The organism is Streptomyces sp. NPDC088810, from assembly GCF_044750305.1.
Classification (GTDB): domain Bacteria; phylum Actinomycetota; class Actinomycetes; order Streptomycetales; family Streptomycetaceae; genus Streptomyces.
Genome location: NZ_JBIVJQ010000005.1, coordinates 124031 through 142271, shown reverse-complemented (window position 1 = coordinate 142271; position 18241 = coordinate 124031). Strand labels below are relative to the sequence as shown.

Sequence of the window (18241 nt, the reverse complement as noted above, 5' to 3'; positions counted from 1 at the left end):
TCCGGAAAGCCCGCCCGGGGCCGCGGGCGCGGGACACCGAGGCCTACGCGGCCCGGCCCGCCGCCCTCGGTGCACCCGTCACCGGGGAGTTCCTGAAGCCGGCCGGCCAGGGCGCTCAGCTCTTGCGGTGCCCTATCAGCCGCGGTTTCTGCTCCAGTCCGTCCAGGCCGTGCCACGCCAGGTTCACCAGATGGGCCGCCACCTCCGCCTTCTTCGGGCGGCGCACGTCCAGCCACCACTGGCCGGTCAGGGCGACCATGCCGACCAGCGCCTGGGCGTAGAGGGGGGCCAGCTTCGGGTCGAAGCCGCGGCTCTTGAACTCGCGGCCCAGGATGTCCTCCACCTGCGTGGCGATGTCCGAGATCAGCGAGGCGAAGGATCCCGTGGACTGCGGGATGGGGGAGTCACGGACCAGGATCCGGAAGCCGTCCGTGTACTCCTCGATGTAGTCCAGCAGCGCGAACGCCGCCTGTTCGCACAGTTCGCGGGGGTGCCCGGCGGTCAGCGAACTGGTCACCATGTCCAGCAGGCGCCGCATCTCGCGGTCCACCACCACCGCGTACAGCCCCTCCTTGCCGCCGAAGTGCTCGTACACCACCGGCTTGGACACCCCGGCCTTCGCCGCGATCTCCTCCACCGAAGTGCCCTCGAAGCCCTTCGCCGCGAAGAGGGTGCGACCGATCTCCAGCAACTGCTGGCGGCGCTCGGCACCGGTCATACGGGTCCGGCGGGCCCGCCGCTGCTTGTCGTTGCCTGGATTGCTGCTGGGATCGGTCGCCACGGCGTCAATCATGCCGCCTCGGCAGGCTCCTTCCGCCGCCGGGAACCGCCTTCCCCGGTGTTACGGCGCGAATCGATACGCGAGCGTGACGGCCAGCGCACGTCGTACGCCCAGCCGAGCAGCTCGAACCAGCGGATGAACCGGGCGGAGGAGTCGATCTGTCCGCGCATCACACCGTGCCGCGCCGAGGTCGGGTCGGCGTGGTGCAGGTTGTGCCAGGACTCACCGCAGGACAGGACCGCCAGCCACCACACGTTGCCCGAGCGGTCCCGCGACTTGAACGGCCGCTTGCCCACCGCGTGACAGATCGAGTTGATCGACCACGTCACATGGTGCAGCAGCGCCACCCGGACGAGTGAACCCCAGAAGAACGCGGTGAACGCGCCCCACCAGGACATCGTCACCAGACCGCCGATCAGCGGCGGCAGCCCCAGCGACAGGGCCGTCCACAGGACGAACTGGCGGGAGATCGCCCGGATCGTCCTGTCCTTGATCAGGTCCGGCGCGTACTTGTCCTGCGGGGTCTGCTCCTCGTCGAACATCCAGCCGATGTGGGCCCACCACAGCCCCTTCATCAGCGCCGGAAGCGTCTCACCGAACCGCCAGGGGGAATGCGGGTCGCCCTCGGCGTCGGAGAACTTGTGGTGCTTGCGGTGGTCGGCCACCCAGCGCACCAGCGGGCCCTCGACCGCCATCGAACCCATGATCGCCAGCGCGATCCTGAGGGGCCGCTTGGCCTTGAACGAGCCGTGGGTGAAATACCGGTGAAAACCGATGGTGATGCCGTGGCACCCGAGGAAGTAGAAGAAGACCAGCAGGCCCAGATCGAGCCAGCTCACCCCCCAGCCCCAGGCCAGCGGCACGGCCGCCACGAGTGCCACGAAGGGCACGACGATGAACAGGAGCAGCGTGATCTGTTCGATCGAACGCTTCTGCTCGCCGCCCAGTGTGGCGGAGGGAGGGGGTGTGTCGGTGGCCTTACGGGCTTCTTCGATCACATCGGAACTTGAGGTCATGCGCGTCCCCTGTGGGGTCGAGGGTCGAGACAGATGCCGGGCCACCGGGACCGAGCGGGACTCGACGGTGCTTCCCTACGGTTCCGTAACCTACGGCATCGTAAGTATGGCAGCGCCATGTGCGGCGGCAAGAGCCCCAGAGCCTGCGCGTCCACATGGCCACCTATCCTTGGAGTCGGTCGGACAGCGCGGTCCGCTGAAGTTTCCTTCCCGGACGCACCGGCCCGTATGCGGCACCTCGCCGCCTGGCAGCCGGCCGGGTTCCCTCCCAGACGAGCTTCAACACTGCAAGGAGCCGCACCTGTGAGCAGTGCCGACGACCAGACCACCACGACCAGCAGCGAGCTGCGCGCCGATATCCGCCGGCTGGGCGATCTCCTGGGGGAGACCCTCGTCCGGCAGGAAGGGCCCGAGCTCCTCGAACTGGTCGAGAAGGTTCGCCGCCTCACGCGCGAGGACGGCGAGGCCGCCGCCGAGCTGCTGCGCGGCACAGAACTGGAGACCGCGGCCAAGCTGGTCCGCGCCTTCTCCACCTACTTCCACCTTGCCAACATCACCGAACAGGTGCACCGCGGACGCGAGCTGCGCGCCCGGCGCGCCGCCGAGGGCGGCCTGCTCTCCCGCACCGCCGACCGGCTCAAGGACGCCGACCCCGAGCACCTGCGGCAGACCGTCCGGCACCTGAACGTCCGCCCGGTCTTCACCGCACACCCCACCGAGGCCGCCCGCCGGTCGGTCCTCAACAAGCTCCGGCGCATCGCCGCGCTCCTGGACACCCCCGTCCTCGACTCCGACCGCCGCCGCCACGACGTCCGCCTCGCCGAGAACATCGACCTCGTCTGGCAGACCGACGAGCTGCGCGTCGTACGGCCCGAACCCGCCGACGAGGCCCGCAACGCCATCTACTACCTGGACGAACTGCACGCCGACGCGGTCGGCGACGTCCTGGAGGACCTGACGGCGGAACTGGAGCGGGTCGGCGTCAAGCTGCCCGACGACACCCGCCCGCTGACCTTCGGCACCTGGATCGGCGGCGACCGCGACGGCAACCCCAACGTCACCCCCCAGGTCACCTGGGACGTCCTGATCCTCCAGCACGAGCACGGCATCAACGACGCCCTGCAGACGATCGACGAGCTGCGCGGACTGCTCTCCAACTCCATCCGCTACGCCGGAGCCACCGAGGAGCTGCTCGACTCCCTCAAGGCCGACCTGGAGCTGCTCCCCGAGATCAGCCCCCGCTACAAGCGCCTCAACGCAGAGGAGCCCTACCGGCTCAAGGCCACCTGCATCCGGCAGAAGCTGGAGAACACCAAGCAGCGCCTCGCCAAGGGCACCCCGCACGAGGCGGGCCGCGACTACCTCGGCACCGGCGAACTGCTCGCGGACCTGAGGATCATCCAGACCTCCCTGCGCGAGCACCGCGGCGGCCTGTTCGCCGACGGCCGCCTCACCCGCACCATCCGCACCCTGGCCGCCTTCGGCCTCCAGCTCGCCACCATGGACGTCCGCGAACACGCCGACGCCCACCACCACGCCCTCGGTCAGCTCTTCGACCGCCTCGGCGAGGAATCCTGGCGCTACGCCGACATGCCCCGCGAGTACCGGGCCAAGCTCCTCGCCAAGGAGCTGCGCTCCAGAAGGCCGCTGGCCCCCACCCCGGCCCCCGTCGACGCCGCCGGACAGAAGACCCTCGGCGTCTTCGAGACCGTCAGGAAGGCCCTGGAGGTCTTCGGACCCGAGGTCATCGAGTCCTACATCATCTCCATGTGCCAGGGCGCCGACGACGTCTTCGCCGCCGCCGTCCTCGCCCGCGAGGCCGGCCTCCTCGACCTGCACGCCGGCTGGGCCAAGATCGGCATCGTCCCCCTCCTGGAGACCACGGACGAGCTGAAGGCCGCCGACACCATCCTGGAGGACATGCTCTCCGACCCGTCCTACCGGCGCCTGGTGGCGCTGCGCGGCGACGTCCAGGAGGTCATGCTCGGCTACTCCGACTCCTCCAAGTTCGGCGGCATCACCACCAGCCAGTGGGAGATCCACCGCGCCCAGCGCCGGCTGCGCGACGTCGCCCACCGCTACGGCGTCCGGCTGCGCCTGTTCCACGGCCGCGGCGGCACCGTCGGCCGCGGCGGCGGCCCCTCCCACGACGCCATCCTCGCCCAGCCCTGGGGCACCCTCGAAGGCGAGATCAAGGTCACCGAGCAGGGCGAGGTCATCTCCGACAAGTACCTCATCCCCTCCCTGGCCCGGGAGAACCTGGAACTGACCGTCGCGGCCACCCTCCAGGCCTCAGCCCTGCACACCGCCCCCCGCCAGTCCGACGAGGCCCTCGCCCGCTGGGACGCGGCCATGGACGTCGTCTCCGACGCCGCCCACGCCGCCTACCGCCGCCTGGTCGAGGACCCCGACCTGCCGGCGTACTTCCTCGCCTCCACGCCCGTCGACCAGCTCGCCGACCTGCACCTGGGCTCGCGGCCCTCCCGCCGCCCCGGCTCGGGCGTCTCGCTCGACGGTCTGCGCGCCATCCCGTGGGTGTTCGGCTGGACCCAGTCCCGGCAGATCGTGCCCGGCTGGTTCGGCGTCGGCTCCGGCCTCAAGGCGCTGCGGGAAACCGGACTGGACACCGTGCTCGGCGAGATGCACGAACAGTGGCACTTCTTCCGCAACTTCATCTCCAACGTCGAGATGACCCTCGCCAAGACGGACCTGCGGATCGCCCAGCACTACGTCGACACCCTCGTCCCCGACCAGCTCAAGCACGTCTTCGACACCATCAAGGCCGAACACGAGCTGACCGTCCGCGAGGTCCTGCGCATCACCGGCGAGGACGAACTCCTCGACGCCCAGCCGGTCCTCAAGCAGACCTTCGCCATCCGCGACGCCTACCTGGACCCGATCTCCTACCTCCAGGTCGCCCTGCTCAAGCGGCAGCGCGACGCCGCGGCGGCCGGCGTCAGCCCCGACCCGCTGCTCTCCCGCGCCCTGCTCCTCACCGTCAACGGTGTGGCGGCAGGCCTGCGCAACACCGGCTGACCCGCCGGAACGAACGGTGCCCCCGGGGTCGTACGACCCCGGGGGCACCGTTCGTTCCCACGTCACTGCAACGCCACGAACACCGCCGTCAGCAACCCCGCACCGGCGAGCCCCAGCACCCACGCCGGCCGCACCAGCCGCATCCCGCCCGCGACCACCACCGCGGCCAGCAGCAGCGCCCCGCCCAGCGGCACCCACGCGTACAGGACCCCCGCCGGACCGGACCGCACCGCCTCCCCGCTGCCGGGCTTCAGCACCACGTCGTACGTCGTCCCCGAACGCACCGCGACGGACTGCTCGATCTCCACCCGCGCACGGGAACCCGCCCCCGCCGACGCCGGCGTGAACGGACCGGTGCACACACCCTCCGCGCACCGGGTCACCCGGACCGTGCCCCGCTCGCGCCCCTTGGGCAGCATCACGTGCTGCGCGGTCCCCCAGGAACCCCACACACCGGCGAACAGGATCAGCGCGGCGAGCGCACCCATCGTCGCGACCCGCCCGAGCCGCAACGCGGACACGGACGCCTGACGAGCAGTACGGGCTGTGGCAGGCATGGCCGGGATCATTGGCCATACCCCTACGGCCGGTCAACTCGCGTGAGCGACCTGGGCGGACAAGTCAGCAGTTGTACGACACCCCGGACCCTCAGGAGTTGTACGCGCTCTGCGCCCGCTCCAGCCCCTCCGTCACCAGGGACTCCACCGCGTCCGCCGCACGGTCCACGAACCAGTCCAGCTCCTTGCGCTCCGCCGAGGAGAAGTCCTTCAGCACGAAGTCCGCCACCTGCATCCGACCCGGCGGCCGGCCGATCCCGCACCGCACCCGGTGGTAGTCGGGCCCCATCGCCTTCGTCATCGACTTCAGACCGTTGTGCCCGTTGTCACCGCCGCCCAGTTTCAGCCGCAGCGTCCCGTAGTCGATGTCCAGCTCGTCGTGGACCGCCACGATGTTGCCCACCGGCACCTTGTAGAAGTCCCTGAGCGCGTTCACCGGACCACCGGACAGGTTCATGTACGACATCGGCTTCGCCAGGATCACCCGGCGACTGCCCGGCCCCGCCGGACCGATCCGCCCCTCCAGCACCTGCGCCTGCGCCTTGCCCGCCCGCTTGAACTTCCCCCCGATCCGCTCCGCGAGCAGGTCGGCCACCATGAAACCGACGTTGTGCCGGTTCATGGCGTACTCCGGCCCGGGGTTGCCGAGCCCGACGATCAGCCAGGGATCACTGGCGGGGGTGGTCACGTCCATGTCTCCTTGATACGCGCCAGCCGCCGCTCCCCGAGAGGGAAGCAGCGGCTGACCAGTTGACGACGACGGCGAGGATCAGGCCTCGGCGGCCTCACCCTCGGCGGCCTCACCCTCGGTCTCCTCGGCCTGCGCGGCCAGGACCTGCAGGACGACCGCGTCCTCGTCGACGGCCAGCGTGGTGCCGGACGGGAGCGGGATGTCCTTGGCGAGGATGGAGGCACCGGCCTCCAGGCCCTCGACGGAGACGGTGACCGACTCGGGGATGTGCGTGGCCTCGGTCTCCACCGGCAGCGCGTTCAGAACGTGCTCCAGCAGGTTGCCGCCCGGCGCCAGCTCGCCCTCGGTGTGGACGAAGATCTCGACCGTGACCTTCTCGCCCCGCTTGACCAGCTGCAGGTCGACGTGCTCCAGGAAGCCCTTCAGCGGGTCGCGCTGCACGGCCTTCGGGATCGCCAGCTCGTTGGTCTTGCCGTCGATGTCCAGGGAGATCAGGACGTTCGGCGTACGCAGCGCCAGCAGCAGGTCGTGGCCCGGCAGGCTCAGGTGCAGCGGGTCGGAGCCGTGGCCGTACAGAACGACCGGCACCTTGTTGTCACGGCGGATACGGCGCGCGGCACCCTTGCCGAACTCGGTGCGCGTCTCGGCGCTGAGCTTCACCTCGGACATATGGATCACTCCTCGTAGAACTCGGAACGGACGTGGTCACCCGGCCACGAACGGCCTGCTACGAAGAGCGCGTCGATAACGGACCGCCGTACACGAGTACGGCCTCCCTCGCCGAGCAACTGCAGCAGTCTACTCGGAGGGGGAGGCCGTACCCAAAACGATCACCTCAGGGGTGCAGCAGGGGGGTGCAGAAACCTCACTGCTCGTCGAAGAGGCTGGTCACCGAACCATCCTCGAACACCTCACGCGCCGCGCTCGCGATCGTCGGAGCGATCGACAGCACCGTGATCTTGTCCAGATCCCGGCCCAGCTCCGACGGCGTCGGCAGCGTGTTCGTGAACACGAACTCGCTCACCCGCGAGTTCTTCAGCCGATCGGCAGCCGGACCCGACAGCACACCGTGCGTCGCCGTCACGATGACGTCCTCCGCACCGTGCGCGAACAGCGCGTCCGCAGCCGCACAGATCGTGCCACCCGTGTCGATCATGTCGTCGACCAGGACACACACACGGCCCTTGACCTCGCCCACGACCTCGTGGACCGTCACCTGGTTCGCCACGTCCTTGTCACGCCGCTTGTGCACGATCGCCAGCGGCGCACCGAGCCGGTCGCACCACCGGTCCGCCACCCGCACCCGGCCCGCGTCCGGCGACACCACCGTCAGCTTCTCCCGGTCCACCTTCTTGCCCACGTAGTCCGCCAGCAGCGGCAGCGCGAACAGGTGGTCCACCGGCCCGTCGAAGAAACCCTGGATCTGATCCGTGTGCAGGTCCACGGTCAGGATGCGGTCCGCACCCGCCGTCTTCATCAGATCCGCGATCAGACGCGCCGAAATCGGTTCACGACCCCGGTGCTTCTTGTCCTGCCGCGCATAACCGTAGAACGGCACGATCACCGTGATGGAACGAGCCGACGCGCGCTTCAGCGCGTCGATCATGATCAGCTGCTCCATGATCCACTTGTTGATCGGAGCCGTGTGGCTCTGGATCAGAAAGCAGTCCGCACCACGAGCCGACTCCTGGTAACGGACGTAGATCTCACCGTTGGCGAAGTCGAAGGCCTTCGTCGGGACGACCCCGACACCCAGCTGCTGGGCGACCTCCTCGGCAAGCTCGGGGTGGGCGCGGCCGGAGAAGAACATCATCTTCTTCTCGCCGGTCGTCTTGATCCCGGTCACAGCACAGTCTCCTCAGAGGTTGTCTCAGCCAGCCGGCTGCTCGGCGACCTCTCGGCTGGGCGTGAGAGGCCGTATCAGCTGGTAAGGGTGCGGGTGCACACGTGCGGATGTGCACTTATCACGGTACGCCGTGTTTGGCGCACCCGTTTCCGGTCAGTCCTCGCTCTCACCCTGCCGGGACGCCGCCTCGGCCGCCCTCGCCGCCGCGCTCCCCGGACGCTTCCGAGCCACCCAACCCTCGATATTCCGCTGCTGACCACGGGCCACGGCCAGCGAACCGGGCGGCACATCCTTCGTGATCACCGACCCGGCGGCGGTGTAGGCACCGTCCCCGACCGTGACAGGAGCCACAAACATGTTGTCCGAACCGGTCCGGCAGTGCGACCCGATCGTCGTGTGGTGCTTGTCCTGGCCGTCGTAGTTCACGAACACACTCGCCGCGCCGATGTTCGTGTACTCACCGATCGTCGCGTCCCCGACATACGACAGGTGCGGCACCTTCGTACCCTCCCCGATGGAGGAGTTCTTCGTCTCGACATACGTGCCGATCTTCCCCTTGGCACCGAGACGGGTCCCGGGCCGCAGATACGCGTACGGTCCCACGCTCGCCCGCTCGCCCACCACAGCCCCGTCGGCCACCGTGTTGTCCACCCGCGCCCCCGGACCCACCTGCGTGTCCTTCAGCCGGCAGTTCGGCCCCACCTCGGCACCCTCGCCGAGATGCGTCGCCCCCAGGAGCTGCGTGCCCGGATGCACCACGGCATCCCGCTCGAACGTGACCGTCACATCGACCCAGGTCGTCGCCGGATCCACGACCGTCACCCCGTCGAGCATCGCCTGCGTCAGCAACCGGTCGTTCAGCGTGCGCCGGGCCTCCGCCAGCTGCACCCGGTTGTTGATCCCCGCGATCTCCCGGTGGTCACCGGCCACCGAGGCCCCCACCCGGTGCCCGGCCTCCCGCAGGATCCCCAGCACGTCCGTCAGGTACTCCTCGCCCTGACTGTTGTCCGTCCGCACCTTCTTCAGCGCGTCCGCCAGCAACGGCCCGTCGAAGGCGAAGACACCGCTGTTGATCTCCCGGATCGCCCGCTGCGCCTCGGTCGCGTCCTTGTGCTCCACGATCGCGGTGACGGCACCCGTCGCCTCGTCCCGCACGATCCGGCCGTAACCGGTCGCGTCCGGTACCTCGGCGGTGAGCACGGTCACGGCGTTGCCGTCGGCGCTGTGCGTCTCGGCGAGCCGCTTGAGCGTGTCGCCGGTGAGCAGCGGGGTGTCCCCGCACACCACCACGACGGTCCCCTCGACGGACCCGCCCAGCTCCTCCAGACCCATCCGTACGGCGTGCCCGGTCCCGTTCTGCTCCGCCTGCACGGCGGTCCTGGTGGCCGGGTCGATCTCGGCGAGGTGGGCGCCGACCTGCTCACGGGCGTGACCGACCACGACGACCAGGTGCTGCGGGTCCAACTCACGGGCGGCGGCCAGCACATGGCCGACCAGGGAACGGCCGCAGATCTGATGCAGGACCTTCGGTGTGGCCGACTTCATACGGGTGCCCTCACCCGCTGCGAGAACGACGACGGCGGCCGGGCGGATGGCGCTCACGGGGTTGCCCTTCGGCTCTGGATGGGTGGGGGTGACAGCCGCAGGATACCGGGGCGCTTTGGGGCGGACATGAGTGCGGGCCCTGACGGTGGTGTCAGGGCCCGAACCGAGCAGCTCCGCCAGCTGGATTCGAACCAGCACTACAGGGCTTCAAAGGCCCGCGGGCTACCAGTTACCCCATGGCGGATGGCTGCGTCAGACCTTACCTGAGGAGAGGGGTGCCGTGATCCCTGAGGCCGCGTCCACCATGCCCGTCCACCAGCCCTCAATGCGACGGTACAACTCCGCTCCTCGGAGGACGGTGACCACGAGACAGCCCCGGTAGTCGGCGCCCACATTCTTGCGAACGGTCTTCGGGTTGTGCTTCTTGATGGTCGTCCGCTGGAAGGCGGAGGCGTCGACATTCACGAGGTCGGCCCAGTAGCGCTTGGCTGTCTCGATGTCACCCGTTGCGTGGATCATCAGGCGATATCGGAGACGCTCGCGCTCCACCTCAAGCAGGTCCAGCCAGGCGAGGTAGATCCGGATTACACCAGGGTCGCTGTTGACGAACTGCACATTCTCGCGTCGAGCGTACGGTTTGTCCTTGGCGCCCTCAGCCCAGTAGAGCGCGACCCCGGACATGAACAGCTCACGGGCGCTCATGACGCCGATCTCGCTCGCAGCGGCCGCCTTCGTCTTCTGGCGCTCCTCGTCCCGCACCGCCAGCTCGTGCTCCCAGCGCTTCCGGGCCGCGAGCTTTGCCTGCTCTGAGGGGTCCCGCCGCTCCGGCCGAGGCAGATCGCGCACCCACAGTGAGATCGAACTTTTCGAGCAGCCCAGCTCCACCTGGATCTGGTCGTAGGTCCAGCCCCGGAGCCGTAGCTCCCGCGCCCGCTCCCGGAGGTCGTCCTTGGCGTTGGGGCGCTTCGTCCACTCCGGCGGCGGCTCGCCCTCCAGGAGTCGGTTGAGGAGGTCGTTGTTGTCGACGTGCAGCCGGTCGCGGATCTGGCGTCGGCTCAGCCCCGCCCGCCGGAGCGCCAGCGCCTGCTCCCTGAGCCCCTCGAAGTCGGCGTACTTGCCTGGTGAATGTGCCATACGCATACCGTCCGGACGGAATGTTGGATTCCGGGGTGGAACGGGGGAGGTTCACCAGTTCGAGGGATAGCGGGTGGTTTCGAGGCTGTTCGGTTACCGAGTGTGGCGTGCGGGGGCAGGCGAAAGTCACCGGAAAAGCCGCACCCGTCGCCCGTAGGCTGGAGGCATGACCACGACGGGGGAAGACCACGAGAGGGCGTTGACCGGCCCTTGGTGGTGGGTGAGGCGGCGCAGTGCGGTGTTCGACGGGAGCCTCGCGCTGGTGTCGGCGGTGGAGTGCGCGGCGGAGGGCATTCCGTTCGCCCGGGAGGCGGGGATCCCGGTGTCGGTCGGGATCGTGTTCGGTCTGATCGCCGGTTCGGTGCTGTTGGTGCGCCGGAAGTGGCCGATCGCCGTGGTGCTGGTGGCGATCGCGATCACGCCGGCCGAGATGGGCTTCCTGATGGGGGTCGTCGGCCTGTACACGCTGGCCGCGTGTGAGCTGCCGCGGCGGGTCATCGGGGTGTTGTCGGGGATGTCGCTGCTGGGCACGGCGGTGGTGACGTTCGTGCGGGTGCGCCAGGACATGGCGCGCGGTGATCTGACGCTGGGTGACTGGTTCGTTCCGTTCGCGGCGGTGACGACGGCGCTGGGGCTGACGGCTCCGCCGGTGCTGCTGGGTCTGTATGTGGGGGCGCGGCGGCGGTTGATGGAGAGCTTGCGGGAGCGGGCGGACAGTCTGGAGCGGGAGCTTCAGTTGCTCGCGGAGCGGGCGGAGGAGCGGGCCGAGTGGGCGCGCAACGAGGAGCGGACGCGGATCGCGCGGGAGATGCATGACGTGGTCGCGCATCGGGTGAGCCTGATGGTGGTGCATGCGGCGGCGTTGCAGGCGGTGGCGCGGAAGGATCCCGAGAAGGCGGTGCGGAACGCGGCCCTGGTGGGGGACATGGGGCGGCAGGCGCTGACCGAGTTGCGGGAGATGCTCGGGGTGTTGCGGGCGGGGGAGGGTGCGAACCGGCGGGCTGCTTCGGCACCGTTGGCGGCCGTCGGGGAGGCGGCTGTCGCGGCGGCTTCGCGGGTGGCCGAGGCGGAGGGGACGGCGGAGGGTCCCTGTCTGTCGGAGCTGGACGAGTTGATCGGGCAGTCGATGGCCGCGGGGATGGCGGTGGATCTGTCGGTCGAGGGGGAGGCGCGGTCGTACGCGGCGGAGGTGGAGCAGACGGCGTACCGGGTGGTGCAGGAGGCGTTGACGAACGTCCACAAGCACGCGGCGGGGGCGAAGACGTATGTGCGGTTGGCCCACCGGGTGTCGGAGATCGCGATGCAGGTGGAGAACGAGCCGCCGCCGGAGCCGGCCTCGGCGTCGGCGGCCGGGTTGCCGTCGGGCGGGAACGGTCTGGTGGGGATGCGGGAGCGGGTCCTGGCGCTGGGCGGTGTGTTCGTGTCGGGTCCGACGGATGCCGGGGGTTTCCGGGTGTCGGCGGTGATCCCGGCGGCGTAGGGGGTGACCTTGGCGCGGCGGGGGCATGAAAGGGGCGGATCGCCGGGTTTTCGTGGCCGCGTTGGAGGGGGCAGCCGTGGCGTGGGGGGTTCTGCTCGGTGTCTGCTGTGCGGTGACGGGGGTCGCCGCCTGGTTTTTCCGCTTGGCGTACCGGCGCTGTGTCGACGCGCCGGCGGGTCGGCGCCCGGAGGGTGCGGAGCTGAGTGTGTACGAGGTGGCGTTCCTGTCCGACCGGGGCAGGGGGGTCGCGTTGACGGCCATGGCGTCGATGCTGCTGGGCGGGCGGCTGTCGGTGCGGGACGGCGTGCTCAGGATCAGTGATCCGGTGCCTCGGGACGAGGTGGAGGCGGCGGTGATCCGGGTGGTCGGGCTGCGGCCGCGGCGGCGGATGTGGCGGCGGATGGACCGGTTGGCGAGGCGTCCGGCGATCGATGCGGTCGGTGACCGTCTGGCGGAGCAGGGGCTGGTCGAGGGCGGTCCGTCGCGGAGGCGGGCGTTCGACGTGGCCGACGGCGGGTTGTGGGTGGCCCACTGGGTGTCGGGTCTGCTGGGGGTGGCGGCGGTTGCCGTCGCGCTGGCGCAGGACGGGCCGGTGTGGGTGGTACTGGCGGTGGTGGTGGCGGTGATGGTCGCCGGTGCGCGCGCTCATCGCCATGAGAGCGTGGGGTCCGGGTGGGTCACGGAGGCGGGGCGTGCGGCGCTTGCCGCGCACGAGGCCCGGTTGCCCGAGGGGGTGTGGGCGCCGGCGGGGAACGACGGGCTGCGCGGCGAGGACGCCGTGGATCTGGGGAGGGCCGCTCGTGGCTGGACGTACCCGAGGCTGGGGCCTCTCAAGGACGCCACGACGTGGCCTGACACCGGGCCCTCGGACCTGGGTTTCGACGATTCTCCGGGGCTGGGCGGGCTGTAGGGGCCGGTGTCAGCCGGCGGTGAGGCGTACCGGTGGGATGCCGGTGATCAGGGTGGCCAGGGCGTGGTCGATGTCGGGGCCGAGGTACCAGTCGCCGGTGTGGTCGATGGTGTAGACGCGGCCTTCGGCGTCGACGGCCAGGAGGGCGGCGGTGTCGGTCTCCTCGCCGAGGGGGCACAGTTCGGTGCCGAGGGCGCGGCCGAGGTCGCCGAGGGTGCGGGCGAGGTGGAGGCCGTGCAGGGGGTCGAGATGCAGGGTGGCCGGGGCGATCTGGCGGCCGGGGCCGGTGGGGGTGATGGTGAGGCCGCCGAATTCGGCCCAGGCCTCGACGGCGGCGGGGAACACGGTGTGCCGGTGTCCGGCGGGTGAGGTGTGTTCGCGCAGGGCGTCGGCCCAGATCTCGGCTTGCTTTATGTCCCAGCGTCCGGGTTGCCAGCCGGCGGCGCGCAGGGCGGCGTCGACGGGTACGGGGAAGCGCGTGGTGGTGCGGTCGGGGTGCATCTGCCCTTCGTTCGTCGAGCTCGGCGGGTGGTTCGGGGGGCGCGGGGTCAGGCGTCGGGTGTGGCGGGGTCGACGATGCGGACGCCGAAGTGGGCGCTGAGGGCGGTGCAGGCGCGGCAGGGGGTGGCGAAGCTGCCGTGGAGGGGGTCGCCGTCCTCGCGTATGCGGCGGGCGGTGAGTTTGGCGTGTTTGAGGGCTTTGCGGGCTTCGCCGTTGGTCATGGGTCTGCGGGCGGCGCGCTTGCTGCGGGCGGCGTCGGCGGCGGCGAGGTGCCGGGAGATGAGGATGGTCTCGGCGCAGCGGCCGGTGAAGCGGTCGCGTTGGGCGCTGGTGAGGGTGTCGAGGAAGTCCTGGACGAGGGGGTGCAGGGCGGGGGGCTGGTCGCTGCGGGCGGCGGTGCCGGTGAGGGTGGCGCCGCGGACGGAGAGGGCGGCGGCGACGGCGGGCAGGATGCCGTCGCGGCGGTGGCGGAGGGTGGGGGCGGGGGGTGTGTCGGTGCCGCTCCAGCCGATGCGAGGGTCGCCGGCCCGCACGTCGCTGCCTCCGGTCTGCAAGGCGTTCATGGTCGTTCTTCCCTCCCCGGGCATCACCCCGAAGGACACAGGGTGCCAAATGCCGTGGCTGGTGCGGAAGCTGGGGCGGGGTGAGACGCCTGTGCGGGGGCGTGCCGTGACGGTGGGGTGACGGCTGGTCACGGGGGTGGCGGTGGGGCGGCCGGTGGGGATGTGGCGGGCCGGTGACCGGGGTTCGCGTACCGCATAGGCTGTCGCCATCCGCGATCGACACCGCCGTTCAGGCCAGAGACAACGCCGCAGGGGGCAACCGCCATGACGACAGGTCGGCTCGGGCAGCAAGCCGCGCCGCCGAACGCGGCCTACGCCGGGCAGGTCGTGCACTTTCCGGATCCGGTCCGGGCGGCACGTCACCCGAGAGGGGTACGGGTCGATGAGCATGGTTATCCGGATTTCTCGCCGTACGCGCGCGTGGCGGTGGAGATCGCCGAGCCGCCGGAGGGTTTCGGGGTCGACGAGCTGCGGCTGACGGACTATGTGTCGGCGAACGCGGCGCTGGCGGCGACGGGGCACGAGTGGTGGGACACGGTGCCGAAGGTGGCGACGCCGCACGGCTGGACGTGGCATCACGTGGCGGGTACGCGGCGGCTGGAGCTGATTCCGGTCGAGGTGAAGGCGTTGCTGCGGCACCACGGCGGGGTGGCGACGACGCCGGTGGACCACGGCAAGCGGGGGACGCGGCCGTTGCAGGAGTCGCGGCCGGCGCACTTCGGGCTGCCGAAGTCGGGGGTGGCGGTGACGGAGGCACAGGTGCAGGGGGTCGAGGAGGACCTCGGTTACCGGCTGCCGGGCGCGTTCCGTTCGTTCCTGAAGGCGGCGGGTGGCTGTGCGCCGGTGGGTACGGCGCTGGACGCCGAGCTGGGGCTGCTGCTGGACCAGCCGTTCTTCACGGTGCGGGACGAGGCCGCGGTCAACGACCTGGTGTATGTGAACAAGTGCCTGCGGGACCATCTGACGAAGGATTACCTCGCTGTGTCCTTCGTGCAGGGCGGGCTGCTCGCGGTGAAGGTGAAGGGTGAGCGGACCGGTTCGGTGTGGTTCTGCGCGTACGACGATGTGCGGGACGTGGATCCGTCGTGGTCGCCGGCGGAACGGGTGGAGCGTCTGCTGCTGCCGTGCGGGGACGACTTCGACGTGTTCCTGTCCCGGCTGGCCGGCAGTCCGCCGGAGTTGGAGACGGTGGCCCATCTGATGGTGGACGGCGGTTTCGCCCGTGTCGTCCCGGTGTCTTCCGGCTCGGCGTCTTCCGGCCCGGTGGGGGAGTGAGCTGCGAGCGATGGTGACGTACGCGCAGGCGCAGGAGCGCGCCGAGGAGTGGATCAACGGCGACGTGCCCGCGTACCAGCACCGTGAGGTGCGGGTGCGGGAGTTCGAGCTGGGGTTCGTGGTGTGGGGCGAGGACCGGGCGGAGGGCCCGCGTTCCGACGCGGGCGGCCAGCGGCTGGTCATCGCCCGGGACAGCGGGGAGGCGACGCTGTGGCCGGCGCTGCCGGTGGGCGAGGTGATCCGCCGGTACGAGGAGGAGTACGGCCGTGCGGAGGAGCCGCAGGACGCGGTGCCGGCGCCTGCGGCCGCGCGACTGGATCTGAACCAGACGTCGTTCCTGCTGACTCCTCCGGAGTGGCTGCAGGAGGCGGCGGACAAGCTGGGTGTGGGGGAGCGGCGGTCCGGTGCGGTTCCCGATGAGGGGACGGCCCCCTCGGAGGGGGGCGGGCCGGCCGAGACGCAGGCCGGGGTGCCGGCGGGGGCGTCTGCCGTGGCGGACGTGCCGGCGGGGGCCACGCCGTGGGCCGGTACCGACACGAACGCGGAAACCGGCGACGAGGACCGTTCCGTACCGCTGCCGGCGACGGTGTTCGCGCCGCCGCTGAGCGACGCGGACGACGCGGCGCCGCGTCCGCAGGCGGTGGCGCCGGACGCGCCGACGGCGCTGATGTCGGGCGGCAGCCAGCTGCCGCCGACGGCGGTCGCGCCGGCACTCGAAGTGCCGGGCGCCGGCCAGGGGGGTACGCCCCCGCCGCCATCGGGTACGCCGGCCTACGGCCATCCGCAGCCGCCGGCCGCCCCGGGCACCCCGCCGCAGGGCGTGCCGCCGTACGGCTATCCGCAGGGTGCTGCCGGGTACGGCTACCCGCAGGCGCCGGGCGGTGCGCCGCAGTCTCCGGCGGGACCGGGTGCGCCCGGTCGGCGGCTCGCGCCGAACGCCGGGGACATCGCGGACGCGGCGACGAGCAAGGCCGCGCCGCCGCCGAAGAAGGCGCGCGGCGGAGTGGGAGTGGGCGCGCCGCCTCCACCGCCGGGCGCCCCCGGCGCGCCGGGCGCACGCCCGGGGACCGTGGGCGGGTACGTGCCCACGCAACTCGTCTCGGCCCTCGGCCCGGAGGGTCCCGAGGGTCAGGGCGGCCCGGAGGGAACGCAGGCCCCGGGCAGCACGCCACCGGGCAACGTGCACCACGCGGCCACGGTGCTGGCCGACCCGAGCCGGCTGGGCGGGGGTCCGGCCCAGGGGCCGGGCACTCCGGGTACGCCGCCCCCGGCGCCGGGCGCACCGCAGCCTCCGGGTGCTCCGGGTGCTCCGGGGATGCCGGGTGGGCCGGGTACGCCGCCCCCGGCGCCGGGCGCGCCGCAGCCTCCGGGTGCTCCGGGGATGCCGAACCCGCCCGGCGCTCCCGCGGCCCCGGGCATGCCGCCGGTGCCCGGAGGACCACAGCCTCCGGGTGCTCCGGGTGTCCCGGGCATGCCGTCCGCGCCGGGCGGTACGCAGCCTCCGGGTGCTCCGGGTATGCCGAACCCTCCGGGGGCCCCCGCGGCCCCGGGTGGCCCGGGCATGCCGCCGGTGCCGGGTGCGGCGCAGCCTCCGGGTGCCCCCGGCAGCCCTGGCGCACCGCAAGCGCCCGGCGCTCCGCTGCCTCCGCATGCCCCCGGGGCCCCGGCCGGTCCGGGCGCGCCGCAGCCTCCCGCCGGCCCCCACTCCCCGCACGGCGCCGTGCACCACGCCGAGACCGTGCTGGCCGCTCCTCCGGTCGGCGGACCGGGCGCGCCTCCGCCGCCGCCCGCTCCCGGCACGCTCGGGGTGCCCGGCGCACCCGGTGTGCCGCCGGCGGGGGCGTACGGGTATCCGCAGCAGGGGCAGCCGACCGTCGGGCCGGGGTATCAGGCCGTACTGCGTTATCGCGCGCAGGATGGCTCCGAGCAGCAGGTGATCCGGCGTTCGGCGCCGGGCACCCCGCACCCGGAGTGGCAGATCTTCCACGAGCTGCGGGCCATGAACGTGCCGCCGGACCAGGTGCTGGAGCTGCACACGGAGCTGGAGTCGTGCGCGCTGCCGGGCGCCTACTGCGCGCGGATGATCCGCGAGCAGTGGCCGCAGGCGCGGATCACGTCCATCGCGCCGTACGGCACGGACCACGCGAGCCGGCAGCAGGGCATGCAGCAGTTGCTGGCGCACCAGGGTGAGCTGCACCAGGTGGCGGACGGTCCCGCGCGGCCGGCGCCGGTGCGCGCGCCGCTGCCGCCGGTGCAGGCCGCGCCGCCGGTGCCGCCGGAGGGCATCGCGCAGGAGCTGGCCGCGGCGTTCGGCCCGGGCGTCTTCCGGTTCGAGCAGCAGGCGGTGTCCCGGCAGGGCGTGCCGCCGATCGTGGCGCACACCCTGGTCGTGGCGGGGCTGCCGCTGGACATGGGCCCGTTCTTCTGGGCGCAGGCGCAGCCGGGCCGCCCGGTGCCGACGCTCGCGGAGCTGGCGGCGGAGCGCGGGGTGCAGCCGGCGGCGGACGCGGGGTCGTACCTCGTGATGGGCAGCGACTTCGGCAAGGCGATCTGTGTGCAGTACGGGACGGCGAACATCGTGGCCGTGCCGGTGGAGGCCGGGCCGGGCGGTGCGCCGGTGCCGCCGCAGTTCGTGAACTCCGGGCTGCCGGAGTTCGCGCGGTGCCTGGCGCTGCTGGGCCGGATGTGGCGCCTGAGGTACGGCCTGAACCAGGAGCAGGCGGGCCGTTGGACCGTCGACTTCCAGGCGCAGCTGGCCGCCCTGGACCCGGCGGCGCTCGGTTCGCCGGAGAGCTGGTGGTCGGTGCTGCTGGAGCAGATGTGGGACGGGCTGCTGTAGCCCGCTCGGTGCCCGCCGGCCGGGTGTGACCCCTTCGGGCCCTTCACGCGCGCGCGTGAAGGGCCCG

At 71.5% G+C, this 18241-nt stretch carries 15 protein-coding genes and 1 tRNA gene; 5 read left to right on the top strand and 11 right to left on the bottom strand.

Translation table 11 applies throughout. The features are described from left to right. Positions 1-115 precede the first annotated feature (115 nt). Both ACIP4Y_RS18400 and ACIP4Y_RS18395 read right to left on the bottom strand, forming a co-directional pair. A complete protein-coding gene (locus tag ACIP4Y_RS18400) occupies positions 116-793 on the bottom strand; it encodes a TetR family transcriptional regulator (RefSeq protein ID WP_401394250.1) in 678 nt (225 codons plus the stop codon). Continuing rightward, the gene (locus ACIP4Y_RS18395; RefSeq protein WP_401394247.1) at positions 790-1797 is read right to left on the bottom strand and encodes an acyl-CoA desaturase; all 1008 of its coding nucleotides are present in this window, start codon (positions 1795-1797) and stop codon (positions 790-792) included. Before ACIP4Y_RS18395 ends, ACIP4Y_RS18400 begins: the two co-directional genes overlap by 4 nt. Positions 1798-2100: 303 nt before the next feature. Here ACIP4Y_RS18395 and ppc point away from each other — a divergent pair, with 303 nt between their 5' ends. Beyond that, positions 2101-4833, top strand: a complete 2733-nt coding sequence (gene ppc / locus ACIP4Y_RS18390; RefSeq protein ID WP_401394244.1) for a phosphoenolpyruvate carboxylase — start codon at positions 2101-2103, stop codon at positions 4831-4833. Between the two features lie 62 nt (positions 4834-4895). Here the strand turns inward: ppc and ACIP4Y_RS18385 are convergent, their stop codons facing one another. The 7 genes from ACIP4Y_RS18385 to ACIP4Y_RS18355 form a co-directional block, all read right to left on the bottom strand. Next, positions 4896-5402 (bottom strand): hypothetical protein, encoded by a 507-nt coding sequence (locus tag ACIP4Y_RS18385; RefSeq protein ID WP_401394241.1) that lies wholly within the window; start codon positions 5400-5402, stop codon positions 4896-4898. A 79-nt stretch (positions 5403-5481) separates the two neighbouring features. Beyond that, on the bottom strand, positions 5482-6084 hold the full coding sequence (gene pth / locus ACIP4Y_RS18380) for an aminoacyl-tRNA hydrolase (protein ID WP_401394238.1): 603 nt from the start codon (positions 6082-6084) through the stop codon (positions 5482-5484). A 75-nt stretch (positions 6085-6159) separates the two neighbouring features. Beyond that, positions 6160-6750, bottom strand: a complete 591-nt coding sequence (locus tag ACIP4Y_RS18375) for a 50S ribosomal protein L25/general stress protein Ctc (protein WP_358641801.1) — start codon at positions 6748-6750, stop codon at positions 6160-6162. Positions 6751-6946: 196 nt separating this feature from the next. Beyond that, the gene (locus tag ACIP4Y_RS18370) at positions 6947-7927 is read right to left on the bottom strand and encodes a ribose-phosphate diphosphokinase (RefSeq protein ID WP_358641803.1); all 981 of its coding nucleotides are present in this window, start codon (positions 7925-7927) and stop codon (positions 6947-6949) included. Positions 7928-8080: 153 nt separating this feature from the next. Further along, a complete protein-coding gene (gene glmU, locus ACIP4Y_RS18365; RefSeq protein ID WP_401394233.1) occupies positions 8081-9529 on the bottom strand; it encodes a bifunctional UDP-N-acetylglucosamine diphosphorylase/glucosamine-1-phosphate N-acetyltransferase GlmU in 1449 nt (482 codons plus the stop codon). 114 nt (positions 9530-9643) lie between these two features. Then, a tRNA-Gln gene (locus ACIP4Y_RS18360) sits at positions 9644-9716 on the bottom strand. Between the two features lie 8 nt (positions 9717-9724). Beyond that, positions 9725-10606 carry a hypothetical protein gene (locus ACIP4Y_RS18355; RefSeq protein ID WP_401394230.1) on the bottom strand — a complete coding sequence of 294 codons (882 nt, stop codon included), beginning with the start codon at positions 10604-10606 and terminating at the stop codon, positions 9725-9727. A 166-nt stretch (positions 10607-10772) separates the two neighbouring features. On the opposite strand from ACIP4Y_RS18355, the gene ACIP4Y_RS18350 reads away from it, so the two are divergent. Together ACIP4Y_RS18350 and ACIP4Y_RS18345 are read left to right on the top strand one after the other, a co-directional pair. Continuing rightward, entirely contained in the window at positions 10773-12086 is a 1314-nt protein-coding gene (locus ACIP4Y_RS18350; protein WP_358641809.1) for a histidine kinase, read from the top strand. Between the two features lie 25 nt (positions 12087-12111). Continuing rightward, positions 12112-12996 (top strand): TIGR04222 domain-containing membrane protein, encoded by an 885-nt coding sequence (locus tag ACIP4Y_RS18345; RefSeq protein ID WP_401394226.1) that lies wholly within the window; start codon positions 12112-12114, stop codon positions 12994-12996. 9 nt (positions 12997-13005) lie between these two features. Here ACIP4Y_RS18345 and ACIP4Y_RS18340 read toward each other — a convergent pair whose 3' ends face one another. Further along, positions 13006-13497 (bottom strand): SUKH-3 domain-containing protein, encoded by a 492-nt coding sequence (locus tag ACIP4Y_RS18340; RefSeq protein WP_358641813.1) that lies wholly within the window; start codon positions 13495-13497, stop codon positions 13006-13008. Between the two features lie 47 nt (positions 13498-13544). Next, positions 13545-14060, bottom strand: a complete 516-nt coding sequence (locus ACIP4Y_RS18335) for a YwqJ-related putative deaminase (RefSeq protein ID WP_401394223.1) — start codon at positions 14058-14060, stop codon at positions 13545-13547. Positions 14061-14324: 264 nt separating this feature from the next. On the opposite strand from ACIP4Y_RS18335, the gene ACIP4Y_RS18330 reads away from it, so the two are divergent. After that, positions 14325-15335 carry an SMI1/KNR4 family protein gene (locus ACIP4Y_RS18330; RefSeq protein WP_401394220.1) on the top strand — a complete coding sequence of 337 codons (1011 nt, stop codon included), beginning with the start codon at positions 14325-14327 and terminating at the stop codon, positions 15333-15335. 10 nt (positions 15336-15345) lie between these two features. Next, positions 15346-18174 (top strand): SUKH-4 family immunity protein, encoded by a 2829-nt coding sequence (locus ACIP4Y_RS18325; RefSeq protein ID WP_401394217.1) that lies wholly within the window; start codon positions 15346-15348, stop codon positions 18172-18174. The last annotated feature ends 67 nt before the right edge of the window (positions 18175-18241 follow it).

What these genes read in the sequence shown, in the direction of transcription:
- ACIP4Y_RS18400 (WP_401394250.1), bottom strand. Translation starts at nt 793, where the DNA reads ATGATTGACGCCGTGGCGACCGATCCCAGCAGCAATCCAGGCAACGAC.
- ACIP4Y_RS18395 (WP_401394247.1), bottom strand. Translation starts at nt 1,797, where the DNA reads ATGACCTCAAGTTCCGATGTGATCGAAGAAGCCCGTAAGGCCACCGAC.
- ACIP4Y_RS18385 (WP_401394241.1), bottom strand. Translation starts at nt 5,402, where the DNA reads ATGATCCCGGCCATGCCTGCCACAGCCCGTACTGCTCGTCAGGCGTCC.
- pth (WP_401394238.1), bottom strand. Translation starts at nt 6,084, where the DNA reads ATGGACGTGACCACCCCCGCCAGTGATCCCTGGCTGATCGTCGGGCTC.
- ACIP4Y_RS18375 (WP_358641801.1), bottom strand. Translation starts at nt 6,750, where the DNA reads ATGTCCGAGGTGAAGCTCAGCGCCGAGACGCGCACCGAGTTCGGCAAG.
- ACIP4Y_RS18355 (WP_401394230.1), bottom strand. Translation starts at nt 10,606, where the DNA reads ATGGCACATTCACCAGGCAAGTACGCCGACTTCGAGGGGCTCAGGGAG.
- ACIP4Y_RS18350 (WP_358641809.1), top strand. Translation starts at nt 10,773, where the DNA reads ATGACCACGACGGGGGAAGACCACGAGAGGGCGTTGACCGGCCCTTGG.
- ACIP4Y_RS18345 (WP_401394226.1), top strand. Translation starts at nt 12,112, where the DNA reads ATGAAAGGGGCGGATCGCCGGGTTTTCGTGGCCGCGTTGGAGGGGGCA.
- ACIP4Y_RS18340 (WP_358641813.1), bottom strand. Translation starts at nt 13,497, where the DNA reads ATGCACCCCGACCGCACCACCACGCGCTTCCCCGTACCCGTCGACGCC.
- ACIP4Y_RS18335 (WP_401394223.1), bottom strand. Translation starts at nt 14,060, where the DNA reads ATGAACGCCTTGCAGACCGGAGGCAGCGACGTGCGGGCCGGCGACCCT.
- ACIP4Y_RS18330 (WP_401394220.1), top strand. Translation starts at nt 14,325, where the DNA reads ATGACGACAGGTCGGCTCGGGCAGCAAGCCGCGCCGCCGAACGCGGCC.
- ACIP4Y_RS18325 (WP_401394217.1), top strand. Translation starts at nt 15,346, where the DNA reads ATGGTGACGTACGCGCAGGCGCAGGAGCGCGCCGAGGAGTGGATCAAC.